This window comes from Candidatus Goldiibacteriota bacterium HGW-Goldbacteria-1 (assembly GCA_002839855.1).
Lineage (GTDB): Bacteria > Oederibacteriota > PGYV01 > PGYV01 > PGYV01 > PGYV01.
This window is the reverse complement of the sequence record PGYV01000005.1, coordinates 96,361-122,219: the sequence shown is the minus strand read 5'-3', so window position 1 is coordinate 122,219 and position 25,859 is coordinate 96,361. Positions and strand designations below refer to the sequence as shown.

At 42.0% G+C, this 25,859-nt stretch carries 23 protein-coding genes and 1 tRNA gene; 22 read left to right on the top strand and 2 right to left on the bottom strand.

What is annotated here, in order from left to right; translation table 11 throughout:
- Window positions 1–2: 2 nt before the first annotated feature.
- The 6 genes from CVV21_06470 (at window position 3) to CVV21_06445 (ending at window position 7,398) form a co-directional block, all read left to right on the top strand.
- Complete coding sequence (locus CVV21_06470) at window positions 3–407, top strand: hypothetical protein (GenBank protein ID PKL91856.1); 405 nt, start codon at window positions 3–5, stop codon at window positions 405–407.
- Between the two features lie 80 nt (window positions 408–487).
- Window positions 488–571, top strand: a tRNA-Leu gene (locus CVV21_06465).
- A gap of 236 nt (window positions 572–807) precedes the next feature.
- Complete coding sequence (locus tag CVV21_06460) at window positions 808–1,818, top strand: transcriptional regulator (protein ID PKL91664.1); 1,011 nt, start codon at window positions 808–810, stop codon at window positions 1,816–1,818.
- Between the two features lie 57 nt (window positions 1,819–1,875).
- Window positions 1,876–3,669: a hypothetical protein gene (locus CVV21_06455; protein PKL91663.1), complete on the top strand. Its 1,794-nt coding sequence runs from the start codon at window positions 1,876–1,878 to the stop codon at window positions 3,667–3,669.
- Window positions 3,670–3,673: 4 nt separating this feature from the next.
- Complete coding sequence (locus CVV21_06450) at window positions 3,674–6,028, top strand: hypothetical protein (protein PKL91662.1); 2,355 nt, start codon at window positions 3,674–3,676, stop codon at window positions 6,026–6,028.
- The gene (locus tag CVV21_06445; protein ID PKL91661.1) at window positions 6,025–7,398 is read left to right on the top strand and encodes a hypothetical protein; all 1,374 of its coding nucleotides are present in this window, start codon (window positions 6,025–6,027) and stop codon (window positions 7,396–7,398) included. The genes CVV21_06450 and CVV21_06445 overlap by 4 nt, the downstream gene beginning before the upstream one ends.
- 88 nt (window positions 7,399–7,486) lie before the next feature.
- Here CVV21_06445 and CVV21_06440 read toward each other — a convergent pair whose 3' ends face one another.
- Both CVV21_06440 and CVV21_06435 read right to left on the bottom strand, forming a co-directional pair.
- A complete protein-coding gene (locus CVV21_06440) occupies window positions 7,487–8,425 on the bottom strand; it encodes a hypothetical protein (GenBank protein PKL91660.1) in 939 nt (312 codons plus the stop codon).
- A 12-nt stretch (window positions 8,426–8,437) separates the two neighbouring features.
- Window positions 8,438–8,947 (bottom strand): hypothetical protein, encoded by a 510-nt coding sequence (locus CVV21_06435; protein PKL91659.1) that lies wholly within the window; start codon window positions 8,945–8,947, stop codon window positions 8,438–8,440.
- Window positions 8,948–9,146: 199 nt separating this feature from the next.
- Here CVV21_06435 and nagA point away from each other — a divergent pair, with 199 nt between their 5' ends.
- The 16 genes from nagA (at window position 9,147) to fliF (ending at window position 25,857) form a co-directional block, all read left to right on the top strand.
- A complete protein-coding gene (gene nagA / locus CVV21_06430) occupies window positions 9,147–10,421 on the top strand; it encodes an N-acetylglucosamine-6-phosphate deacetylase (protein PKL91658.1) in 1,275 nt (424 codons plus the stop codon).
- A 177-nt stretch (window positions 10,422–10,598) separates the two neighbouring features.
- Window positions 10,599–11,846, top strand: a complete 1,248-nt coding sequence (locus CVV21_06425) for a hypothetical protein (protein ID PKL91657.1) — start codon at window positions 10,599–10,601, stop codon at window positions 11,844–11,846.
- A gap of 193 nt (window positions 11,847–12,039) precedes the next feature.
- On the top strand, window positions 12,040–13,524 hold the full coding sequence (locus CVV21_06420) for a peptidase S41 (protein ID PKL91656.1): 1,485 nt from the start codon (window positions 12,040–12,042) through the stop codon (window positions 13,522–13,524).
- Between the two features lie 8 nt (window positions 13,525–13,532).
- On the top strand, window positions 13,533–14,588 hold the full coding sequence (locus CVV21_06415; GenBank protein PKL91655.1) for a hypothetical protein: 1,056 nt from the start codon (window positions 13,533–13,535) through the stop codon (window positions 14,586–14,588).
- A gap of 29 nt (window positions 14,589–14,617) precedes the next feature.
- Window positions 14,618–15,646, top strand: coding sequence for a tRNA (adenosine(37)-N6)-threonylcarbamoyltransferase complex transferase subunit TsaD (gene tsaD / locus CVV21_06410; GenBank protein ID PKL91654.1), 1,029 nt, complete (start codon window positions 14,618–14,620; stop codon window positions 15,644–15,646).
- A gap of 52 nt (window positions 15,647–15,698) precedes the next feature.
- Window positions 15,699–16,196, top strand: a complete 498-nt coding sequence (locus CVV21_06405; protein ID PKL91653.1) for a magnesium transporter MgtC — start codon at window positions 15,699–15,701, stop codon at window positions 16,194–16,196.
- A gap of 2 nt (window positions 16,197–16,198) precedes the next feature.
- Window positions 16,199–17,161 carry a tRNA dihydrouridine synthase DusB gene (locus tag CVV21_06400; protein PKL91652.1) on the top strand — a complete coding sequence of 321 codons (963 nt, stop codon included), beginning with the start codon at window positions 16,199–16,201 and terminating at the stop codon, window positions 17,159–17,161.
- Window positions 17,158–19,107 (top strand): hypothetical protein, encoded by a 1,950-nt coding sequence (locus CVV21_06395; protein PKL91651.1) that lies wholly within the window; start codon window positions 17,158–17,160, stop codon window positions 19,105–19,107. Before CVV21_06400 ends, CVV21_06395 begins: the two co-directional genes overlap by 4 nt.
- A 425-nt stretch (window positions 19,108–19,532) precedes the next feature.
- A complete protein-coding gene (gene murA, locus CVV21_06390) occupies window positions 19,533–20,801 on the top strand; it encodes a UDP-N-acetylglucosamine 1-carboxyvinyltransferase (protein PKL91855.1) in 1,269 nt (422 codons plus the stop codon).
- Window positions 20,798–22,030 (top strand): hypothetical protein, encoded by a 1,233-nt coding sequence (locus tag CVV21_06385; protein ID PKL91650.1) that lies wholly within the window; start codon window positions 20,798–20,800, stop codon window positions 22,028–22,030. Before murA ends, CVV21_06385 begins: the two co-directional genes overlap by 4 nt.
- Window positions 22,031–22,474 carry a hypothetical protein gene (locus CVV21_06380; GenBank protein PKL91649.1) on the top strand — a complete coding sequence of 148 codons (444 nt, stop codon included), beginning with the start codon at window positions 22,031–22,033 and terminating at the stop codon, window positions 22,472–22,474. It abuts the gene before it with no gap.
- On the top strand, window positions 22,471–22,830 hold the full coding sequence (locus CVV21_06375) for a hypothetical protein (protein PKL91648.1): 360 nt from the start codon (window positions 22,471–22,473) through the stop codon (window positions 22,828–22,830). The genes CVV21_06380 and CVV21_06375 overlap by 4 nt, the downstream gene beginning before the upstream one ends.
- Window positions 22,831–22,978: 148 nt before the next feature.
- Window positions 22,979–23,407, top strand: a complete 429-nt coding sequence (gene flgB / locus CVV21_06370; protein ID PKL91647.1) for a flagellar basal body rod protein FlgB — start codon at window positions 22,979–22,981, stop codon at window positions 23,405–23,407.
- Window positions 23,408–23,413: 6 nt separating this feature from the next.
- Window positions 23,414–23,863, top strand: coding sequence for a flagellar basal body rod protein FlgC (flgC, locus tag CVV21_06365; protein PKL91646.1), 450 nt, complete (start codon window positions 23,414–23,416; stop codon window positions 23,861–23,863).
- 30 nt (window positions 23,864–23,893) lie between these two features.
- Window positions 23,894–24,226: a flagellar hook-basal body complex protein FliE gene (locus CVV21_06360; GenBank protein ID PKL91645.1), complete on the top strand. Its 333-nt coding sequence runs from the start codon at window positions 23,894–23,896 to the stop codon at window positions 24,224–24,226.
- A gap of 17 nt (window positions 24,227–24,243) precedes the next feature.
- Window positions 24,244–25,857, top strand: a complete 1,614-nt coding sequence (gene fliF, locus CVV21_06355; GenBank protein PKL91644.1) for a flagellar M-ring protein FliF — start codon at window positions 24,244–24,246, stop codon at window positions 25,855–25,857.
- Window positions 25,858–25,859 lie beyond the last annotated feature (2 nt).

Sequence of the window (25,859 nt, the reverse complement as noted above, 5' to 3'; positions counted from 1 at the left end):
GGATTAAATATCTTTTTATAAGGTGGATGGTAAACGCCATAGCCCTTTTTGTTGTTGTAAACACGGTTAAGGGTATTGATATAACGCAGCAGGGAATTGAGGGTTTTAAAACGCTTGCTGTGGCTGCGCTTGTAATCGGGCTTGTAAATACATTTATCAAGCCGGTTATTTTAATCTTAACGCTGCCCCTGACTATTTTAACCCTGGGGCTTTTTACGCTTCTTGTAAACGCTTTAATGTTCGGCCTTGCCGGGTATCTGGTTAAGGGTTTTGAAGTCACAAGCGTTATTGGCGCCATAATAGGGGCGCTGGCATTCAGTATTTTAAGTTTTATTTTCGGACTTTTCATACCTGATAACGCGAATGGCTCCGCTCATATTAAGTATAAAGTAATTGACAGGGATTAATTAAAGTAATATCTGCCTTGACGGGAATTTACTTTTTTGGTATAAGTTTAATCTGTTGATTAACGCAAATGTTAAAGATTGCGAGGATGGTGAAATGGTAGACACGCAGGCTTGAGGTGCCTGTGGATAACTCCGTGGGGGTTCAAGTCCCCCTCCTCGCACCATAAAAAAAGGGCCCAAGAAATTGGGCCCTTTTTTATTATAAAGGGGAATTAACAACTGACAAGTGACAAGTAACAAGTAACAAGTAACAAGTAACAAGTAACAGCTGACAACTAACCATTTGTCGTACCTGTAACTTGTTACTTGTTACCTGTACCTTGTTATATCTTGCAACAGATTAGTGTTTGTATTATCATATATCCATTATGCAATCATAAAAAACTTAAGAGGTGTTTAAATGGCTGTGAAGAAAACCGCGAAAACAGAAAAGACAAAATACGCCGTGGGAATAGACCTTGGCGGGACAAATGTGGTCATGGTGCTTGTGTCACAGGACGGGAAGATAAAGGCGGACAGAAGGTTTGCCACACAGGCTGATAAAGGCCCGGAATTTGTAATTTCAAATATGGCAAAAAATGCCCTTGAAATGATAAAAGAGGCGGGGCTTAAAGCCGCGCAGGTAAGATGCATGGGAATAGGCGCGCCGGGGCCGCTTGACAGCAAAAAGGGTATTGTAATTGTGGCGCCCAACATGCCGGGATGGAAAAATATAAAATTAAAGGCGCTTCTGGAAAAAAAGACAGGCATAAAAACAGGAGTGGAAAATGACGCTAACTGCGCGGTCTATGCCGAAAAATGGATGGGAGCCGGAAAAAACGCGGATAACGTTGTGGGCTTTACCCTTGGAACGGGCGTCGGCGGCGGAATAATATTGAACGGCAGTCTATTGCGCGGAGTCACCAATACAGCGGCGGAACTTGGGCATACAATAATTGAAATCAACGGCAGGCAGTGCGGCTGCGGCAACAAAGGGTGCCTTGAAGCTTACGCGTCCGCAAGTGCAATTGCGGCTTTTGCAAAAGAAAAAATAAAAGCAGGCGCCAAATCGGCAATTACAGAGCTGGTAAAAGGGGATTTAAATAAGATAACTTCAAAAACTGTTTATGAAGCGCTTCTTAACAATGATAAAACAGCGCAGGAAGTATGGCAGTATTTTACGGAATCACTTGCAACGGGAATAGCCGCCGCGTTAAATTCATTGAATCCGCAGGTTGTGGTTATAGCAGGCGGAGTGATTAATGCCGGTGACAGGCTTTTTGTTCCGTTAAGAAAAGAAACGGCAAAAAGGTCTTTTGCGGCTCCTTTTAACGCTGCTAAAATAGTCCCGGCAAAACTTGGTGAATTTGCCGGCGCTTTAGGCGCTGCCGGCGTTGTGTTAAATGAAAGCTTGTATTACGGCATTAAATAACTTTTCAGCGCGCAATAAATTTAGTGCGTAATATATAAAGGGGATTTAGGAGGACAGGTGAATTCAAAGACGTATAAGCTTTTTTACGATAATCTTATAGTTTTTATTACGGCTTTAATACCTGTGGTGTTCTGGCAGCCATTTTTTGACCCGTTTGGCCCGGCGCAGCTTATGGTGTTAAGGGTGTTTGTCCCTTTGGCATTTTTTTTCTATTTTTTATCTTTTATTAAAGCCCCTTTAATTGAAATCAAAATTAATCCTGTAGTTATTATACTTCTATTATATATTCTGGTATGCTGCGTTTCGCTTTTTTATTCAATTAACAGACAGATAAGTTTTAAATATATTTATGAACTTACTCTTTCCATAGCCGGCGGCTGGCTGATTTATTCTGCGGGCGGCAGAAAAGGTATGGGTAAAGTGTTCGCGGTAATTATAGTTTTTCACACTATAATTGCGGGATACGGTATTATGCAGCACTTTGACGCGGATATCTTTAAATGGAATACCAATTTTACGGGCAGGCCTATGGGTACCATAGGGAACCCGGATTTTTTTGCAGGGGAACTTTTAATATCAATTTTTCTGACGCTCTCATACCTTATATTCGGCAAAAAGTACAGGGTGCTGCTTGCGATATCGACAATTATTCAGATGGTGTGTTTTATTTACGCCAAAGTGGCAGGGACATATATTGGTTTTGCCGCCGGCGCGGCTGTGCTTGTAATTATTGCGCTGTTAAAATTTAAACCTTCGGGAAAGAAAACGGCGCTGTGGGCTCTGGCGCTTATTATTGCGGGGATTATTTTGATGCCATTTATTTACAGTAAAAGCGGAAAGTTCATTGAAGAAAAAAAACATTCGCTGCGCGACAGGATGCTAATGTGGGAAGCCAGCATACTTATGTTTAAAGATTCGCCTGTCATAGGCAAGGGGTTCGGGAATTACAGATTATATTATCCCAAGTATCAGGGCGAGCTTTTAAATGACCCGAAGAATAATAAATTTGATTATGTGGTGACGTGGATGCCGCATCAGAATTACCTGTTAATAATGGCAGAGACGGGCATAGCGGGAATTGTGCTGTTTTTGGCTGCGGTTTTTGCCGGTTTTTATTTTCTTACAAAAAGTTTAAAAAGTGAAATTAATCCGTATAATGCCTCAATTGCATCCGCCCTTATTGCATTGCTGTGGGCCTCTTTTTTTAACACTTTTTATAATGTGCCGTCTACAATGCTTTTCTTTTTTCTGTTTCTAATTGCAGCCGCGGGGATAAACGGTAAAGAAAGGGTATTAATTCTAAAGAATCCCGGAATAAAAATTATATGTATTGCGGGGCTGGTACTGTTTGTATATTCGGCAGCCGGCGACGGAACAACTATTGTATCTTCGGTTTATCTTAAAAAGGCCAACAGCCTTACGCGTCAGAAAATATTGGATAAAGCCATACCCATGTATGAACGCATAATGCAGCTTGCCCCTGTGGAGCTGTGCCCGCAGACAGATGTGGCGCAGTTTTATTACGCCGCAGAAGCGTACAGGGAAGCGGGCATGCTGCAGAAAGCCTATGAGTTATATGGCAAAGACCTTAAATTAAACCCTTATTGCCCTGAAGTAAATAATATGTACGGCGCCTTAGCCGGGCAGCTGGGCAATATTGACCTTTCAATTGCCCATCTTAAAACCGCGGTATTTACGGCGCCGCACTATGAAACCGCTTACACCAACCTTGCAACCGCGTATATGGTAAAAGGGGATAAAGAGAGCGCGAAAGCAATACTTAAGCAGTTCGTGGAAAAAAACGGTACAAATGAACGCATAGAGATTCTGATAAAGGCAGCCGGTAATTAGGGGAATGGCTGATATTAAAAAAATAAAAAATTATATAATTATTACCTTTGTTTTCTTTGCAACGGCATCTCTGTATTTTTATACCGCAAATCCGGTATTTAAAAATAACGATTCTCCTGAAACCGCCGCTGCGGCATTTACCTTAGGCATCGGCCATCCGCCGGGATATCCGCTTCACGCGATATCCGGAAAACTTTTTTCTTTAATCCCGCTGGCTAATCCGGCTTTCAGGTTAAATATGTATTCGGTTTTTCTGTCGCTGTGTATATTTTTAATAACTTTCATGATTTTAAAAAAAGTATTAAACAGGGTAACAAAAGCGGATGAATCTGTAAGCGCGGCGCTTTTTTCCGGGATGATTATGCTTTCATATATGTTATGGAATCAGGGGACAGAAGCAAAGGGCGGAATATACATGCTTAATCTGTTATTTCTCTCGCTGATAATATGGCGTACGGTTATTATACTGGAAAGGTTTGAAATAAAAGAAGTGTATTTTATCTCTTTTATCTACGGGCTTTCACTTGCCAACCATTGGCCAAGCATGATTATACTTGCGCCGGTGTTATTTTTTGTTTACCTGATTAATATAAAAAAGATAAATCTTAAGCATAACCTGCTGATGGTTCTTTTTTTTACTACAGGCCTTACGCCATACATATATTTGTTTATACGCGCGGGTGTGCCTGCCGCGCTTAACTGGGGCAATCCTTCAAATTTAGAAAATTTCATATGGGTGGTTTCAAGAAAAGCGTATCTTGGGCCGGTTGATGCATCGTGGGCGGTTTTTAGATATCAGATTATGGAGTTTATAAAACTGTTTACTGGAAACTTTGGGTGGTTATGGATTTTTGTAATACCGGGAGTATTAGCCGTAAATAAGTATTCAAAAAAACTAAACGCGGTACTTCTGTCATTTGCCCTGCTTATAATAGTTATTGTTGTTTTTTATAACAGGACTCAGGAGGATGTTAAATGGCTGATTCAGATTTTCATCATGCCTGCGGAGTATATAATAGGGCTGTTTATCTCCGCCGGTATTGTGTATGTGCTGTCTGCCTTTAAGGATAAAAAGTTATATCGAAATTTAATTTTGTGCGCTGCGGCAGCAGCGGCGGCGGTTATGATATGCGTTAATTACTCTAAAAATAACCATAATGACGATTACCTGTCATATGATTACGGCAATAACCTTCTAAAGACAATGGAAGACGGGTCTTTGTACGTGGCAGACGGCGATTATAACCTTATGCCGGTGTACTATATACAGGAGATAGAAAAAAGAAGAACTGATGTAATTTTTGCCACCGCTTCTTTTATGATATTTGACTGGGGTATAAATGATTTTATAAAAAAATATGAAAATGTTCCAATGAAGCCGTTTGACACAGAACGCAACATATTAAACATTATTGAAAATTACAAATTAAAAACCAATGTTTACAGAAGCGCGTTTATGCCAAAACTTGACCCTTTTATGAACGGATATACAGCCGTTCCCAAAGGCCTTCTGGTAAAGCTTAATCCGCAGAAAAGAATATATTCGCCCGCGCTGTATCAGCTGTATTCCTACAGAAGTATTTTTGAAAAATTCGCGAAAGAAAGCAAAAACGATTATGACCTTATAGGCTGGTATCCTGTTTCAATGGTAAATCAGGCAAACGCGCTTTTGTCAGGCGGTTACCCAAAGCAGGCGGCAGAACTTTATATCAAGGCGCTGGATTTTCCGATTGATAAGCCGGAAGGAAATATTTACTATAATGCATCCCTTGCTTACGCGCAAATGTCTGATTCGGATAATGAGCTTAAGTATCTGCGGCTTGCCGCGCTGCGCGGCACAAGTTTCTCTTCGGCATATGAACGGCTTGGGGCGCTTCTTTATGACAGGGGTTTTTATAAAGACGCAAAGAAGGCTTTTATTGAAGCGAAAGAACGCGGCGGCAATACGCCATTGTTGCAAAAGGGAATTGATTCTTTATCGCCCCTTACTGAATATCAGATGAACGAGGCGATGCTGAATAAAGCAAACCAATACCTATTAACAAAGGATTTTAAAAAGGCGGAAGAGTTATATAAATTATTACTTGAAAACAAATTTAAAAGGGATATAATATATTTGAATCTTGGAGTGTTTCATTATGGAACGAAAGATTATGAAAAGGCAGCTGAAAAATTTAGGCAGTCTAATAATGAGACGCCAAGCGCTAAAGCGATATCATATTTGGTTCTTGCGTTAAAAGAGAACGGAAAGCCGGCAGATGCCGTAAAAGAGCTTGAAACGGGAATAAAGATGTTTCCACAGGATAAAGAGCTGTGGGGTTTATATACAAAACTTAAAGGAGAAAGTGCACAGCAATGAATAAAATACTTCTCGCTCTGGCCGACAGGGAAGACGCGATAAGGATAAATAACTACCTTGAAGATAATTCATACTCCCCTTATATCGTCACAGACTCCGCGGCATTAATAGGCAAATTAAAAGCCGGTTTTGACATGCTTATTATTGACAGCGATATTGCCGATGAACTTGAACTTAACATCATTAAATTCATAGGCGAGCGGTTTCCTGAAATGCGTGTAATTATGGTGTGCCCGCGTGAAAAACTGGATAGGGTAATTAAGGCCGCATCGGTTGAAAATTTTGACTATATAGTAAAACCTGTAAATTTAAATGAACTGAAATATATTCTTGAAAGGTCAGCTGCCGCCGCTGTTGTGGACGCGGTGCAGGAAAGTGAACCGGATTATTTTGAAGGCAGGTTTGTGGGCAAGAGCGATAAGATAAAAAAAGTAATGGCTGTTGTAAAAAAAGTGGCAAAAAATGAGAGCAATATTCTGATAACCGGCGAGACCGGCACCGGCAAGGAACTTATAGCCAGGGCGGTATATGAACTTAGCAGGAGGGCATCAAAACCTTTTATAGCGGTGAATTCCGCGGCAATACCGGAAAACCTTTTAGAGTCCGAACTGTTCGGGTATAAAAGGGGCGCTTTTACAGGCGCGACGGCTGACAAAAAAGGCCTTATAGAACTTGCCGACAGCGGTACGCTTTTTCTTGATGAAATCGGCGACTTAAGCCTTGGGCTGCAGGCAAAATTATTAAGGGTACTTGAAAACGGTGATTTAAGAAGGCTTGGGGATGAAACGTCAAAGAATGTGAACATCAGGGTCATTGCTGCGACAAATCAGGACCTTATGAAATCCATTCAGGAAAAAACTTTCAGGGAAGATTTATTTTTCAGGCTTAATGTAATTCATATTCATATTCCGCCTTTAAGGGAAAGGCTTGAAGATATTCCGTATCTTCTAAGATTTTTTATTGAAAAGTATAATAAGTTAGAGCGGCGCAATATTGTGGGTATTGATCCACGGGCGCGCGCGGCGATAATGAATTATGAATACCCGGGCAATGTCAGGGAGCTTGATAATATAGTACAGCACGCTTTTGCAATGGCGTCATCGGATATCATAACTATTGCGGATCTTCCTGTAACCCTGCAGGGAATATCGCCTTTTAGAAAGCTTTCGGCGCCGGTAAAAGAAGAATTAAGAAGCGACGGTTCTGATCCGGAACTGAACCTTGCAGACGCGGAAAGGTCATATATAAACAGGGCGCTTGATAAATATGACAATAACCACACTAAAGCGGCAAAGGCACTTGGCATATCGCGGTCAACATTATGGCGCAAGATGAAAGAGTACGGGATAGGCAAACCCGGGGAGTTATAAGAATAAAACAGGCAGGTTAAAATAAAAAAAGAGGCGCTTTTTACAGCGCCTCTTTTTTATTACAGTTATGTATGATTAGTTGAATGTGTTAAAAAGCCCCGCCAAGGGATACTTTGAAAGAATTTCCAAGTTCGCCGTATGGTTCATAAGAGAAGTCCACAAATTTTTCTTCAATGTTAAGCCCTACGCCGCAGGTTAAGCCCTTTAAGCCGGTTGTTACGCCGGTATTGTCTGTCTGATATCCCGCGCGCGCGGTAAAAAGAAAAGGTGTTTTTAAGCTTATTCCGGCCCTGTGTACGCCGTTATTGTTTGCTTTGCCCACAAGGTTATATTCAGCGCTTAAGTTATAGTCGTAAATGTCAATTGTATAGAATGCGCCAAAGGTTATTCCTTTTGGCAGAATGCTTCCGCCAAGCGTACCCGCAAAGTTTTTTGCCAGCACGTTAAAGAAAAGCCCTTCAAGGGGTGATTTATAACGCAGGCCCAAGTCAAAAGCGCCTGTGCTTATTGTGCTGCCGTCTATTGTGTCCAGGATGTATTTTAATGTGACGCCGAAATCTATGTTTTTTTCAAGTGTGTTTGAATATGAAAGGGAAGCGGTTATGGCATAAGGGGAAAAGGAACCCGCTTCAATGTAATTATTTTCCGCGTCTATGTCGTATTTTTTCATCTCTCCGGCGTTAAAATAACCTATTCCAACCGCGGCCGCGCCAAATTTACCAAAGTTACCTGCAGCTGACAGGTGGTCCATCATCATGTCCATAAGCCAGACGTTATGTGAAAAGAACATGCTCCACTTTTTTTCGGTGTTTTTCATTGAAGCAAGCCCTGCCGGATTCCAGAAAACAGAAGAGGCATCGTCGCATGAACCTATGTAAGCCCCGCCCATCGCGGAACCTGCGGCTCCCGCGTACAGGTCAAGATATCTTCCGGCGGTTGCCGATGTGTTCTTCATATCAGCATCCGCTGAAAATCCAATAGATGATACAAGTAAAAGAACTGCTGCTGTTATTATTATTTTTTTCATCTGCGCTTCTCCTTATCTTACCACGGCGAATTTTTCGTGCTTTTTAACTGTCTGACTGCCGTCTGTATAGCGTATTATGGTTTTATAAAAATATACTCCGCGGGACAGTTTTGAAATATCAAAGCGGGAATAGCCGTTAGGCGCGTCATCCGTGATTTTTCCGGTTTCTTCACCGTCTGTGGAATAAAGAATTATTTCAACCTGTTTTGCTGTCTTTGCCGGGTCAATAGGGTAGGCAATTGTTACAAACCCTGCATAAGCCGGGTTGGGATAAGCAAAAACTTTTGCCTGCGGTGTAGGCGTGTTTGTGGCGGTCATAGTTATTGTGAAAGTGGCAGTGATAGTGGGGGTTCCCGTAGCTGTCCAGTCAGGAGTGTTTGTTTCCGTTACTGTTTCGGTTGTTGTCTCTGTTGTTGTTGCGGTAACGGTTTCTGTGACGGTTTCGGTTACTGTTTCTGTTGCGTATGCTGCAACAAAAGCCAGAGACAGCATAATTACCATAAATAGGGTTTTAATTTTCATTATATTTCCTCCTTTGATGTTAAAACTAGTTAAGATTTTACAGCAAAGGCGTGTAAAGTCAATGGGAAATTGGGGGATTTGGATGCTTAGAGGCTTGGATGCTTAGAGGCTTGGACGGAAATACAAACACAAAGCCGTCCCTGCCGCATACACGCCATGCTTACGAGGTAATCACTGAAAAACACTTAATCTTTATTCAATGGTTAGCAGCAGCCAGCACTTGCCGGTTCTAAACCAAGCCTCTAAGCATCCAACCATCCAAGCCTCTATTATTATCTCTTGCATTTTGCCCCCAATAAAATATAATTGTAATTATTACCGGAGGGTGAATGTGATAATTAGAAATGCCAGGATATTTAACGGGAAAGAGTTTATCAGGGAGAACACAGTTGAAGTGGGGGATGATGGAATAATATCATCGTTGTCTTATACCCGAAATACTTCTTCTGGTTCGGATAATTCAATTAACCTTAACGGGAAAATACTTGCGCCGGGGTTTGTGGATATTCACACTCACGGCGGCGCGGGAATTAATTCTACGGAGTTATCCGGAAAGGCGGAACTGGAAAAAATAAGCGCGGCGCTTGCCAAAAACGGCACCACTTCCGCACTGATAACAGGATTTTATTCTTTAAAAGGTGATAACGAACACCTTGATGTCATAGCAAATTTTTCAAAGAATTTAAACGGGGCAAGGGTACACGGGCTGTATCTTGAAGGGCCGTTTGTAAACGCGAAAAAAAAGGGAATGATAGGGAATGAATATATAACTGAAAGCGATTGCGAAAATGTTTTAAAGCGTATAAAAAAATATTCAGCGCGGCTAAAGATTATGACGATAGCGCCGGAGAATAAGTGTGCGGCGCGCGCTGCGGGTAATTTTGTTAAAAACGGCACGGTAATAGCGTTTGGACATTCCAATGCGGGTTATAAAAAATCTTTGGCAGCTTTTAAAGGCGGTTACACGCACGTGACTCACCTGTTTAACGCCATGGAAGGGCTTCACCACAGGGAGACCGGCCCGTTAGGCGCCCTGCTTCACAGCAAAGATGTTTCAATAGAACTTATTGCTGACGGCAACCACGTTCATCCCGCGGCGGTTGAAATTGCATACCGTTTGTTTGGAAAAGAAAGGCTTGTCCTTATAACAGATTCCACGGGTATGGACGCAATGAAAGACGGAAAATACTACACCGCCGCGCTTGGCCATTTCATCATTAAGGACGGCTCGGCTTATGACAAGACAGGCAGGCTGATAGGCAGCAATACATCCCTTATACAGATGTGCAGAAACGTGAAAAAATGGCTTAACCTGCCGCTTGAAGATGTGCTGCAGATGGCAACTTTCAATCCCGCATCTGTGATAAAAGAAAAAGTTGGCTTTATCAAAGCCGGTAATTTTGGCGATTTTATCATAACTGACGGGGAACTGAAACTTTATGGTGTTATAATCGGCGGGAAAAAGATAGTTTGACTGTTTGCCTGGAACAGGAACAAGAAAACGCAAGTGTTTAAGATGTATGTGAAAGTTAAATGTGTTTATGCTTTATACTTTGATTGTCCGGTGCAATTATCTTGATAATAATTCAGGAACTTTTTTAGATATTTTCTGTCTTATATTCATGGATTGAATATTATCGGGAGGTATTATATGAAAAAGATTTTATTGGTTTTGTCGGGGATTTCTATATTGTTCTTTTTATCGTGCTCGGCTCATAGATCACCCGCGGCGGTAACGGAAATTGAAGGCGGTGTTTCATCGATTTTAAGTTATGAACCCGAGACAGGAGTAAATAAATTCTGTATGGATCTTTATGGCGGACAAAAAGACGCGGCAGGTAACGTCTTATTTTCACCTTTCAGTATTTATACCTGTATGGGCATGGCGTATGAAGGGGCGAAAGGCGCTACGGCTTCGGAAATTCAAAATGTTTTTCATTATCAGATTGACGAAGCGGTGCGCCATGAATCATTTGATGGCATGATAAGTACTATTAATGCGCCCGGTAAACAGTATCAGCTTAGTACATCCAATAATATATGGGTGGAACAGACAATGCCTTTGCTTACATTGTATTCAGATGTTTTAACAACCTATTATCACGCGGATTCACAAAATATGGATTTTTTAAATTCTCCTGAAGCATCCAGGCTGTATATTAATACTGCGGTTGAAAATCAGACAGCAGGAATAATTAAAAATTTGATTCCTGACGGGAGTGTTGGATCGGACACAAAACTTGTGCTAACTAATGCAATATATTTCAAGGCGGATTGGCTTAATCAGTTCGATCCAAATGACACTGGAATGGAGGATTTTTATACTCAGTCGGGCGTTACAGTTACCGTGGATATGATGCATAAAGACTTGTACAGAAACATAGAGGATTATTACGGAGCGGCATCGGTGCTTGAATTGCCTTATGTGGATAACGAGGTCTCTATGTTTATATTTCTGCCTTCAAACGGACAGATGGCCGTTTTGGAGAGTCGCATGACAGGTGATAATGTTGCAAACTGGCTCTCTTCAAGAATAAAATACACGGTTGGAGACACACTTGTGCGTTTGACACTGCCAAAGTTCAGTTATTCTTTTGATATAAGCCTTACGGAAGAGTTAAAACAAATGGGGATGCCGACGGCTTTTTCGCCGCTTGCTGATTTATCAGGGATTAACGGGAGCGGAGGGCTGATGATTTCAGATGTTGTTCATAAAGCGTTTATTGAAGTGGGCGAAATAGGCACAGAAGCAGCCGCGGCAACAGGTACAATTATTAGAGGTACAAGCTGGGTTATAACAGAACCGTTTAGTATTGATCATCCTTTTATATTTGCAATAGTTGAAAATTCAACAAATACAATTCTTTTTATGGGCAAAGTCAACGACCCTACTTTATAAATGATACGGAAGGACAGATTTCTAAAATATTTCAGAAACAAAGGTGATAAATGAAGTTTTTTTCTTGTGTCAGGCAATAAAATATCAGTCTGACTAAACAGATCCCCCGTTTTCCCCTTAATAATTTGCAATTTATTCTGCCTTCTGTTATTATAATTTAACCACGGTTTAATACCCGTGGATTTTTTTTAATATGCGCTTATTTGGAGGTAATAATATGAAAAAAAATATTTTTATGGTTATTCTGTTAATCGTGGCGGCGGCGATGCCGCTTTATGCCAAGAAAGATAAGGACGCCTACGAGGCGTTAAAACCGCTTATGGAAGTTTATGCGATAGTTCAGGACACATACGTGGATGAGGAAAAAACGAATCCGGATGACCTGGTTGCAGGCGCCATAAAAGGAATGGTTCAGACGCTTGATCCGTTCTCGCAGTATCTTGACCAGCAGAGTTTTAAAGACATGAACGAAGACACAAAAGCCGAATTCGGCGGGCTTGGAATAGAAATTTCAATTAAAGACGGGCAGCTTACAGTTGTGGCTCCGATAGAAGACACGCCCGCTTCCAACGCGGGGATTCAGGCGGGGGATAAGATAGTATTTATTGACGGGGAAACCACAGACGGACTGGAAGTAATGGACGCCGTTCATAAACTGCGCGGCACGCCCGGCACAAAAGTCACCATAACAGTTCAAAGAGGGCAGGAACAGCCCAAGGATTATGTAATTACAAGGGCTATAATAAAAATAGAGACAGCAAGATATTCGGTTATAAACGGGAAATACGGTTATATAAGAATAAATGAATTTATGGGCAAGGCTTCAGACGTGGTGTTAAACGCCATAGGTGAATTCAGGGAGAAAAAGGTAAAGAAAGTTATCATTGACCTTAGAAATAATCCCGGCGGCCTTCTTGACCAGGCGATAAAAGTGTCGGATATATTCCTTCCCAATGACAGGGTCATTGTGTCAACCGCGGGCAGGAACAAGGATAAAATTCAGAAGTTTAAGTCGTCGGATAATATAGAGTTTAAGGGAGACATTGTAATAATCGTAAACGAAGGCAGCGCTTCCGCATCTGAAATTCTTGCGGCGGCATTGAAAGATAATGAAAAAGCCGTAATCATCGGCACCAATACATTCGGTAAAGGTTCCGTGCAGACCATAATCCCGCTGTCTGATAATTCCGCGATAAGGCTTACCACGCAGCAGTATTTTTCGCCTAACGGCACTAAGATACACGGCGTGGGCGTAAAGCCGGACATAGAAATAAAAGACCCTGTGGCTTCCACTTTTTCCGTGGAACTTATGGAAAAAGGGTATATCACTGAATTTGTAACCGAGTATCTTAAAAAGAATCCGGAAGGCCTTGATAATTCCAAGAAAGAAAAAAACGGCGCTAATGTGTCGGAATCAAATATAAAAGTATTTTTTAAGAAAAGTTTTGATGAAAAATTAATGGAAGATTTTGGCAAGTGGTTAAAGCAGAAAGGCGAAGAAGTGCAGGCGCAGGAATTTGTGTCTGACAGTGAAATTCTTGCCAAGTGGATTAAGACTGAAATGGCGTTAAAACAGAAAGGCAGAAGCGCAAGCAGGGCTGTTGCCGTTGAAAATGACACACAGATAAAGCGCGCGATGGATATTCTGGACACTGTCGCAAGGCTTTCCCGCAATTAAATAAAATAATGGGGCGCAGAAGAAACAAGAATTCCATATTTCCGGCTTTAATGCTGCTTGTAATGGCAGCGGCGGCGCTGTATTTTTTTTACCTTGCGCCTCAGCAGAAAATAAACCGTGAAAAAGAAATGCGTGATGCCGCTTCTGCAGCGCGTAGTGTCCTTATCAAAAAAGTCTTGCTGGATCCCGCGCTTATAATTTATGATAAAAGCGGATTTGTCAGGGCGAAAATGCCGCTTCGCCACGATGCCGGTTCTCTGTTAAACCTTTTTAAAAAAGAGATGTCTGCATATCCCGCCGCGGAAATAAAAGCGGATGAAAAGCGCGCGGACGGCTCTGTTAAAACAGTTTTGTCTGTTGTCATGAACAATACGGAATTGCTTAAAGCGGAGCTGATTAAAAATCCCGGCCCCAAGATTGTGGTAATACTTGATGACTGGGGATACAATAAAAGGGACTTTAAATTTTTAAGCTCTATAAAACAGGTGTATAACTGCGCGGTACTTCCGGGTTTAAGGTATTCACAGCAGGCCTTTGAACTTGCGCGCGCGTCAAAGAAAGGCGTTATTCTGCACCTTCCAATGCAGCCCAAGGGGATAATGCCTATGGAAAAAACTACAATATTGTCCGGAATGAACCGTAACGCCGTAACGTCCATTATTAAAAAGAATTTTGAAGCTGTGGGGAACCCTTTTGGCGCTAATAATCACGAAGGGTCGCTGGTTACTTCTGATTCCAAAGTGATGTCGTATGTCATGGAGTATTTTGCTTCCAAAAATTTATTTTTTATTGACAGCAGGACCGCTTCTGATTCCGTGGCTGAAAAAGAAGCCCGAAAAGCAGGCGTGCTGTTTGCGGGCAGGGACGTATTTCTTGACAACTCTAAAGAGAAAACTTATATAGCGGGACAGATGCAGCTTTTAAAAAAAGAGGCAAAAAAGAAGGGCTATGCGGTGGGGATAGGGCATGATTATCCTTCAACGCTTGAAGTGCTGCAGGAACTTATGCCAAAGTTTGAAGCCGAAGGTTATGAATTTGTTTATACGGCGGAAGTTGTAAATTAGTAAGTTTATTATAAAAAGTTAAGGGGTGTATTTTGAAAATACTGGGTATTGAAACATCGTGCGATGAAACATCAGCCGCGGTTTATGACGGCAAGAAGATTCTTTCCAATGTTATATTTTCGCAGGTGGATACTCACAGGATATACGGCGGTGTGGTACCGGAAATAGCGGCAAGGGAGCATTTAAACAGGCTGCCTGCGGTCGTGGATGAAGCGCTGTGTAAAGCCGCGCTTACTTTAAAGCAGATAGACGGCATTGCCGTCACATACGGGCCGGGGCTTGCCGGGCCGCTAATTGTCGGGGTGTCATACGCCAAGGGGCTTGCGTATGCTGCAGGTAAAAAGTTTACGGGCGTGAATCACATAGAAGCGCACCTGTTAAGCCCATTTCTGGAAAACAAAGATTTTACTTTCCCTTACGCGGGCATAGTGGTTTCCGGCGGCCACACAAATATATATATCGCGAATGATTTTGGCGATTATGAACTTATGGCTTCCACCAGGGATGACGCGGCGGGCGAAGCTTTTGACAAAGCTGCAAAAATGCTGGGGCTGCCGTATCCGGGAGGCCCGGAAGTATCAAAGGCAGCCATGAAAGGCGATCATAAAAAAATTATTTTTCCACAGGCGCAGATGAAGGACAACAGCATGGATTTTTCATTCAGCGGACTTAAAACTTCCGTGTTATATTATATACAGAGAAACCAGGATAAGATAAAAAGCGGTGAAGTGACAATAGAAGACATTGCGGCGGCTTTTCAAAAGACCATAATCCGCACCATACTAAATAAGACTGCAAAGATTCTTAAAAATAGAAAGATAAAGTCGCTTGCGATAGCGGGCGGTGTTGCCGCGAACATAAGCCTTAAAGAGGAATTAAAGAAGTTTTCGGATGACAGAAAGATAAACTTTTTTGCGCCTTCAAATCTGCTGTGCACTGACAATGGCGCTATGATAGCGTATGTGGGTTATGAAAGGATAAAGCGGGGGCTTGTATCCGGTATGGATATTGAAGCGCAGCCTGACCTTAAAGTGGAAATAAAAAATGCGGCAGGTTAAGCGGTAATAGTTTTGTGTTAAAATATGTTATGAATAATATTGGAGGGTGGATATGTCTGAAAAAGAAATGCTTATAAGAATCGGCGTTATATTATTGTTAAGCGCCGTAGTGGGAATAGACAGAGAGTTAAAACATAAACCGGCAGGAATAAAAACACACATGCTTGTAGGATTGGGTTCAACCATATTCACGCTTGTCTCTTTAAGCATGTTTTATATGTTTAAAGATGAAGCGCAGATAGACCCGGGCAGGATAGCCGCGCAGATAGTTACCGGAATAGGTTTTCTTGGCGCGGGCACAATTATACAATCCCGCGGTACGGTTACGGGGCTTTCCACGGCCGCAAGCCTTTGGGCGGTGGCGGGAATTGGCCTTGCCACAGGTATGGGGATGTATCTGGTGGCAGGGGTATCCACAATTGCGATTGTATTTATCTTTATTATTACAAACAGGATAGCGGATATGCTGGGCATCGGGATAGATGAGGTTGAAGAAAAAATAAAGAAACTTGAAAATAAAGTTAAAAAAACAGGGAAGAAACGCGGATAAATATGGACATCTTTGAAAGCATCAGGCAGTTTCCATATGTGCTTGCGCCGCTGGCCGGATATACAGATTCGCCTTTCAGAAAAATAGCAAAAAAATTCGGCGCGTCTTTTGTCTGGACTGAAATGATAAATGAACACACAATGGCAAGGTTTCACGACAGGATAGAGCCGCTGTACAGGTATGATGAAGAAGAGCACCCTATAGGCATGCAGCTTTTTGGCAAAGAACCGGCATTATTCGGCGAGGCCGCTGCAAGGGCACAGGCGCTTGGGTTTGATGCTGTGGATATAAATTTCGGCTGCCCCGCAAGGGCTGTCACAAACGGCGGGTCAGGTTCCGCCATGATGAAAGACATAAACAAAGCGGAAGCAATTGTAAAGGCGGTTGTTGGCGCTGTAAAAATTCCGGTGGGAATAAAAATAAGAAGCGGCTGGGATGACAGCCACAGAAATTTTATGGATTTTAATAAAATGGCGGAAGATAACGGTGTGTCTTTTATCTGCCTTCATCCCCGCACAAGGGCGCAGATGTTCCGGGAGCATTCAAACTGGGATGAATTAAAAAGGTTAAAACAGGAATCACGCCTATTTGTAACGGGAAGCGGCGATATAATGACAGCGGCAGACGCGCTGCGCATGAAAAAAGAAACAGAAGTGGACGCTGTAATGGTTGCGCGCGGCGCGATGAACAGCCCGTTTATTTTTAAAGAGATAAAAGAGCCCGGCTACCAGCCTTCTTTCAGGGAACGCATAGAACTTGCTTCTTTTCACTATGAAGAAATGTTAAAATACAGGGGTCACAGGGCGGTTTTTGAAATGCGTAAATACTTCGGGCGGTATCTTAAAGGGTTTAATAACGCGGTAGCCGCAAGGGTGGCGCTTTTTAAAATGGATGACGAGCAGCAGATAAGGGAATTTTTAAAACAGCTGCCGGAGCTGGAAGAAAAAGGGGAAATGGTAAAATGAAAAAGTTTTTTTTATTTTTTTTAATATCAGCCGCTGTTGCCATAAACAGTTTTGCCGGGTCGGAAATTACCGGTACAACCAGCGTGAATTTTTTAAAGATAAGCCCGTTTGCGCGGGCGGCAGCCATGGCAGGGGCGTATGAAGGTATTTCCGAAGGGACATACGGCATGTTTTACAATCCTGCCGGAATTTCCCACGTGCTGGCGTATGACCTGCATTTAACCCACGTCAGCTGGTTCCAGAATATAAATTATGAATATATCGCCCTTGTTTTCCCGTTCCCGCTTATGGAAAGCGCGAAGCTTGGCGCTTCATTCTCATATTTGTCCGGCGGCAGGATGCAGCAGACAACAGCGCTGCCGGAATCAAGCTATGGGTATCTTAATTCAGGGCTTAACTGGGATTCATTTACGGTAAAAAGTTTCAACCCTTTTGATTACTCTTTTGCCCTTGCGTACGCGATGAGCGTAAAAGAGTACCTTTCTGCGGGTGTAAGAATAAGATTCAACTCGCAGAATATAAGCGACTTTTCGGGTTCTAACCTTACGGCTGACATTGGAATGCTTTATAAGATGGAGATTAATAAAAATCTGCTTGGCTTTGGCGTGACAATTAATAACCTTGGCTCTGAATTAAAAATGGAAAACGCGGGCGCCGAACCGCCCAAGATTCTGCACCTTGGGGTATCGGATAAACTTGATGTTCCGGGCGGTGTGCTGACAGCTGGCGCCCAGTTTAACCTTCACGTGGATTATGATTTTCAGTATATGTTCGGCGTGGAATATATGGTCTTTGATATGCTTTATTTAAGGGGCGGGTACAAATTCGGAGGCTTTAACCAGCCAACGGCAGGCTGCGGAATAAAGTTAGGCGGTTTTGGCCTTGATTACGCGTTTGAAGGTTATGATGAACTTGGTGTAACCCACCGTTTTTCAATGTCGTATGTCTGGGGGACTCCGCCGCTTAAACTTAAGGTAAAACAAAAAGTATTCTCGCCAAACGGCGACGGGTATAAAGATTTTGTGGAATTTGAAGCCATATATCAGTCAAAAGAAAAAGTTCTTTCTTCAGATGTGGAGATATTCGGTTACGATACAGAAATCCCGCTTGCCACAGCGCAGATAGACAGCGTTAAAAACAGCGCAAGCTGGTACGGCACAGGAGAATTAATAATTCCTGACGGTATTTACACTGCCAAAGCGAATGCTGTATACAGGCAGGGAAAGTCAATTTCAAATACTGAAACTTTTGAAGTGGATAATACGCCGCCTGTGGTCTTCATGACGGCGGAACCCAAACTGATAAAGCCGGGCCAGCAGGACGCCCTTATAATACCTTCTATTATATCGATGTCCGCGGAAGACAAAAACGGTATTGATAAATGGCAGCTTAGTGTATGGGATATAGACAAAAAAGTGTTCTACTCAATATCAGGCAGGGGCGCTCCGCCGGAGAAGTACAGATGGGACGGCAAGGGAACTGGCGGCGAATATGTTGTAACCGGACAGATTTATTATTACGCAATGACGGCGTGGGACAAACTTGGGAATAAAGCCCAGACAGAGCCGCAGTCACAGGTGGTTTTATTAAAAGAGATAAAACTTACATATTCTTCTGATGCTCTTTTTGACAGGGGAAAAGCTGACGTAAAGATTTCCGCGTACAGCGCGCTGAAAGATATGAAAAAAGTTTTGGAAAAATACGAAGAATCAGAGATACTTGTATCCGGGTTTACCGACGGTACCGGTTCAGAAAGCCTTGAAATGTCGCTTAAAAGGGCCAATGCGGTCAAGTTTTTCATGGTTAATCTTCTTGGTATAGAAGAATCGCGCATAAGGACAGAAGGCAACGGGGATATGTTCCCGCTGGCGGATAATTCAACAGAAGAAGGCCGTACCAAGAACCGCCGCGTAGAAGTCACAATCAAATCCACGATATATAAATAAATACAGGCGATGGTAATGGGTTTGAATTAATGTTTTATATTTAATAATTTGTATTTAATGGCCCGGCAGACGCGGGTCTTTAGCCCGCGGTAGTTGCAGTATTTCTGTCTTGGTAGACGAGGGTCTTTAGTCCGCGCGGTATTGTCTGGATGTTTGATCTTTCTTCTTGTCCCTCTGTGCATCCGACCTTCTGGTTTCATACATAGTGCTTCTGAAAAAACACACATAACCCTCATTTGATAATTCACGTCAACCCGCGGTTGGAGCGAGCTTGCGAGCTAAAGCGGCGGGACATCTGTATTTGCTTTACTAAGCCTCTAAGCATCTAAACCTCCAAGCATCTAACTATCCGTATTTACTTAATCCCTTAAAAGTATTATAATCATATAAAATACTAACAGGAGATTTCTGCCAATATGATAACGATGAAAATGATGGCAATTGAAGGCGGAAAAAAGCTGAAGGGAAAGATTCCCGTGTCGGGGTCTAAAAACGCGGCGCTTCCAATAATGGCGGCGGCAATTCTTGGCGACGGGCCTTCGGTAATACACAATGTTCCTGACCTGACCGATATCCGCACTATGTCAAAACTATTAAAAATCTTAGGCGCAACAGTTGAATTTAAAGACCATACTCTTACCATTGACCCTTCGGGAATAAATAAATTTACCGCGCCTTATGAACTGGTTAAAACCATGCGCGCGTCAATTTATGTTTTAGGGCCGCTGGTGGCAAAATATAAAAAAGCAAAAGTCTCACTTCCGGGCGGCTGTGCCATAGGTGCAAGGCCTATTGATTTACACATAAAGGGCATTCAGAAACTTGGGGCGAAAATTGTCCTTAAACACGGTTATGTAAGCGCGTCCGCGGCAAAGTTAAAAGGGACAAAAATTTCATTTGATAAAGTCAGCCTTGGCGCAACTGTGAACATACTGCTTGCGTCATCGCTTGCCGAAGGCACAACGGTTATTGAAAACGCGTCCAAGGAACCCGAAGTAATTGACTGCATTAACTTCCTGCAGGCAATGGGGGCAAAGATAGAAGGCACAGGCACCAATACGCTTAAAATTCACGGGGTCAAAAAACTATCCGCGGTTAAAGGGTATAATGTAATACCTGACAGGATAGAAGCCGCCACATTTATTACCGCGGCTGTTATTACAAAAGGAAGGGTGACTGTAACAGGGCTTAATCCCGAACACCTTTCCATATTTATAGATAAGCTTAAAGAAACAGGGGTAAAAATAACACAGGGAAAAAACAAAGTGGATATATTTCCGTATAAAGGCAGGTTGAAAGCCGTTGATATTGTCACAGAACCATATCCCGGCTTTCCAACCGATGTGCAGGCGCAGTGGATGGCGCTTATGTGTTTTGCCCAGGGCGATTCCATTATAAAAGAAACTATTTGGGAAAACAGGTTTATGCACGTGCAGGAACTTGTAAGGATGGGCGCTTCTGTAAGGATAAACGGAAATACGTCAATTGTGACGGGCGTAAAAGAATTAAGCGGCGCGGATGTAATGGCATCTGACCTGCGCGCTTCAGCTGCGCTTATTCTGGCAGGGCTGGCGGCGCAGGGCAAGACAGTGGTAAGGCGAATTTACCACCTTGAACGCGGATATGAAAATCTTGACCTTAAACTTAAAAACCTTGGCGGCGCGGTCCGCATTGAAAGAGAGAACGCGGTATGAGATCACAGATAATCTACGTTATCTGCGGCTGCGCTATCTTTACAGTATCGCTTATAATTGCGGGCGTAATTGCTTTTATTTACCCATCTGTTGACCCGATGTGGGTTTTTGCTTTTGTAATGGCGGATTCTTTTGTTATTTTTCTGGTCACGGGGTTATTAAGCAAATATGTCAATGATTACGCTATTAAAACTATTGCGAAACTGGTGGACAAAGAAGTTGATTATGACAGGGAGCTGGATAAAAACGCGGCGTTTTTTTCAGGGGCGCAGGCTGTACGTCATCATAGAAAAATTGATGAAGACAGGGTTAAGATTCCAAAAGAGAAATTTGTTGAATATTCCGCCATGCTGAAAACCGCGGCGGCGAAAATAGAAGAAGATTCCGACAAGTTTGAAAAAATACGGATGAACATAAGCAGCATTGTCAGGTATTTTGAAGCCACAGAAAAAATGTTTTTAAAAGTAAATACAATAGGCCTGGAAATAAAAACAGCGTCCAAGAATATTGATGAATCAACACAGAACGTCCTGGCAGATGCCAAGCGCCAGTCAGAAGTGGCGTCCAGAGGGGTAAAAGCAATAGGCAGGGAGATACAGGGAATCACCGAATTAAAGCACTCTATCATGTCATCCACACAGATAATAGAAGAGCTTGTGGACATGTCAGAGAAAATAAAGCTTTTTGTCATTAAAATCGCGGATATGGGGAAGAAAACCAACATGCTTGCGTTAAATGCCGGTATAGAAGCGGCGCGCGCGGGCGAGGCCGGAAAAAGTTTTTCTGTGGTAGCCAATGAGATTAAAAAACTTTCCGCAAGTTCCAATCAATCGGCGGAAGAAATAGCGGCAATACTGCTGAACATTCAGATGAAGACAAAAGAGGTAATTGAAATAATAAAACTTACGGAAAAATTTGAAGACAATATAAAGACATTCTACAGCACCGGCGACCTTTTTATAGAAATAGTAAGGGCGGTTACCCATATAGAAAAAATAATAGGCAACATTACCAATTACACTGACGAACACTTTACGGACAGTGAACTTTTATGCAAAATAATCACAGACAATAAAGGTAAGGTGCCGGAATATAAAAAGTATATTGAAGAAATAAAAGCGGAAGCGGATAATTCAATGAACGAAGCAAAAGATACGTCTGTAAATCTGCAGGAAATGAGAAATTATTTCAGTGAAATAATAAAGCGTTACAATGAAAAAGGTGAATAAATGACAGGCGACGGTAAAAATATCACGGAAGCGCAGCTTCAGATTGAAAGGCTTAAGAGGCTGAAAGTGGACAAAGACAGTAAGGCACATAAAGCAAAACGACAAGAGTACAGTTTTGATAAGGAATCTGATAATGAAGAAAAAACTGCAGGAATAAAACCGGATGAAACGCCTGTATCGCCGGTGGTTTTGCCGCACGCGGAAAAACATGTAAAGGCAAGCTCTGCCAGGTTTATAAGGACCATAAGGGTGGAAAAATATAACTTTGACGGTCTTCACAGAATGGTCAATGAAATAAACAAAAAAAGGCCGGGTTCGAAAATTACAAAAGATAAGCTTGTTAATATGCTGCTGAAGAATTTTCTTGAAGCGCACCCTGATTTTGGAGACCTTGGCTCCAAGGAAACCATAGAAGAGATAATGAAAGGGTTTAAATTCAAATGAATGCAGCAGAAATGGAATTTTGCCTTGATGAAAAACACAGCGTAATTGAAATGTTGTATGCTCTGGCTGTAAAGCAGAACGAAGGGTTAATTCAGGGCGATATCGAAAAGGTTATTTTTCTGGATGAAAAAAAGAGAATTCTGGTTGAAAAAATGGATGTATTGAATTCGAAAATAAAGGGGCTTTTAAAAGCGGGAAAACCGCCCGAAAGCATAAAAAATAAAGTGAAAACAGTAAATGGGTCGTTTGAAAAACTGCTTGATATTGAAAAAAAGAATGATTTTTTAGTCTCTGAAACAATTGCTTTAAACAGCGGGAAACACGTAAAAGCATACAGTAAATTAAAGGGTTTATAAGTCTTTTATAGATTGTAAAACGGTGTTTCAGCAATAAGAAACAAAAAAAAACTTGACAAAAAAAATAGTTTTAAGTAATATAGAAACACTTGATGCACAAATAACATGTTTTTATACTATTTCTCAAAAAAAGAGAGGATAAATCTTTATGCTTGAAGGTATTTTCTCCAGTGAAGTATACCAGGTTTTAGAGAAATCGCTTAATGCGTCATCTCTTCAGCATAAACTTATAAGTAATAATATTGCCAATGTAAATACGCCCGGATTTAAGCGTTCTGAAGTTGTATTTCAAAGCAAACTTTCCGAAGTACTTGATAAAAAAGACAAGGAATTTTTGCCGCTTGCTGTCACCAATTTAAAACACATTCCATCCGGCACCGATTTTACGCTTGCGCAGCTTCAGCCGGAAGTTGTGACAAACGCAGAAACGTCATTAAGGACAGATGATAATAATGTGGACATAGATTTTGAAATGGCTAAAATGGCTGAAAATACAACAACATATTCCACGGTTGCACAGCTGATGTCAATGAAGATAAGCGGGCTTAAAACAGCTATTTCTGAAGGCGGGAGGTAATAATTAATGAGTGCATTTGATGCTTTTGTCATAAGCGCGTCCGGCCTTACGGCAGAGCGCCTTAGAATGGATGTAATTTCAAATAATATAGCAAATGTTAATACCACCAAAACAATAGATGGCGGGCCGTATCAGCGCCAGCGTGTTGTTTTTGAACCAAGGGGAGAAAAAGTAAATTCTCTTTTTCCGTCAATGTTTGATAAGTCGAAGATGACTGCCGGTTTTAAAGGGGTAAAAGTGACGGGTGTAATTAATGATGTTAACCCGCCTAAACTTACCTTTGACCCGGGGCATCCGGACGCAAATAAAGAAGGTTATGTGGCAATGCCAAATGTAAATATAGTTAAAGAAATGGTTGATATGATATCCGCGACAAGGGCTTATGAAGCAAATGTTACGGCTTTGAATTCCGCGAAATCCATGGCGGCAAAAGCACTTGAAATTGGTAAGGCTTAATAAAAAAAGTTTTTATCCGGAGGGCTGTATATGTCAGCGCCAATGTCAATATCAGGTTTAGAGGGTGTTCTTGGAAAGGTTAACATACCGGAAACGGTATTAAATACTGTACAGCCTGTACAGCCGGAAATAAAAACCGGCGCAGCTGATTTTGGCGACGTTCTTCAGACGGCAATAAAGTCAATTAATGAAACGCAGATAAACGCGGACAATGCTATTTCGCAGCTTGCCGCGGGTCAGGATATAGAACTTCATAATGTAATGCTTGCTGTTGAACAGGCAGGTATGACGTTACAGCTGGCGCTTCAGGTTAAAAACAAAATAACCGAAGCTTACCAGGAAATAATGAGAATGCAAATCTAATTTACGGGTGAGGTGAAATAGTGAACGACTTTCTGTTAAAGACATGGGAGCGTTTAAAATCTTTCTGGCAGGGTCAGGACAAGTCCAGAAGAATTTTATGGATTACCGTTCCGTCGCTTATTTTAATAGGTCTTATTGCAATTGCATTCTGGACAACCGCGCCTAATTATTCGCCGCTGTTTTCCAATCTTACTTCCGAAGACGCGGGCAATATTATTTCGGAATTAAAAGATAGAAAAATTCCTTATAAAATAGGAAACAACGGCAAGACAATATCCGTGCCGTTTAAAAATGTTTATGATTTAAGGCTTGAAATGGCTTCAAAAGGCATGATAAAAGGCGGAGGCGTGGGTTTTGAGATATTTGATAAAACCAACCTTGGAATAACAGATTTTACGCAGAGGGTGAATTTTGTAAGGGCGCTTGAAGGGGAACTTGGAAGGACAATCGGAAATATTGATATTATAGAAGATGCAAGGGTACACCTTGTACTTCCTAAAAAAGAATTATATGAAGAGAAAGAAAAAGAACCTACGGCTTCCGTATTAATAAAGATGAAGTCGGGTTTAAAGTTAAGTTATGACAATGTAAAATCAATAATTTTCCTTGTTGCCGGCAGTGTTGAAGGAATGAAGCCGGTAAATGTAACAATTATAGATTCAAACGGAATTGTTTTAAGCGACATAATAAAAGATGAGCTTATGGAAGAAGGTTCTGCTTCCTATTCATACAGCAAGCAGCTTAAACTTACAAACCAGCAGATAACCATGCAGAAAGAATTTGAAAAGGACATACAGCGCAGGGTTGATTCCATGCTGTCAAACGTACTTGGCGACAAAAGGGCAACTGTAAGGGTTAATGCAGAACTGAACTTTGACCAGGTAGAGAAAAAAGACGAAATATATGAGCCTATTGTAGGCGGCAAGGGTATTATAAGAAGTTCCAAAAGAAACCTTGAAAATTACACCGGAGTGGGCACTTATCCGGGTGGAGTTCCGGGAACTGATTCAAACGTTCCGGGTTATAAATCCGCGGTAAGCGGTAATTCGCAGTTTACCAAATCAGAAGTCACTGAAAATTATGAAATTTCAAAAAGAGAAAAACATGTTGTGGAAACTGTAGGCGCGGTAAAAAGGCTCTCTGTGGCCGTTATCGTGGATAACCTTCAGCCGCAGCAGGTAAATTCCGTAAGAAACGCTGTTATTGCGGCGGCGGGGCTTGACCTTACAAGAGGCGACCAGGTTGCCGTTGAAAATATAAGCTTCGACAGATCAGTAGAAAAAGCGGAAATGGCTAAAGCGGACATGAGTGCAAGGGAAAAATACATGACCACACTCACCAGCCTTGGCATTGTCCTTGGCATCCTGCTCTTCGCGCTTTTATTCCTTCGCTCAACACTGAAACCGAAAGCAATAAGAGAAAAGCTGCGCAGGCAGATAGAGATGGCGGCAAAAGATGTCCGTGCGGAAGACGAAGTGGAAGTTCCGCTGGAAGCGGTTCCTTCTGCTGCAGAACTTGCTGAAGCCCAGAAACGCGCAGAGATGAAAAGGCAGATTACAAAGATTGCAAGGGAAAATCCCAAAATTATCGTCCAGCTTATTAAACGCTGGTTGAATGAAGAGAAGAGGTGATC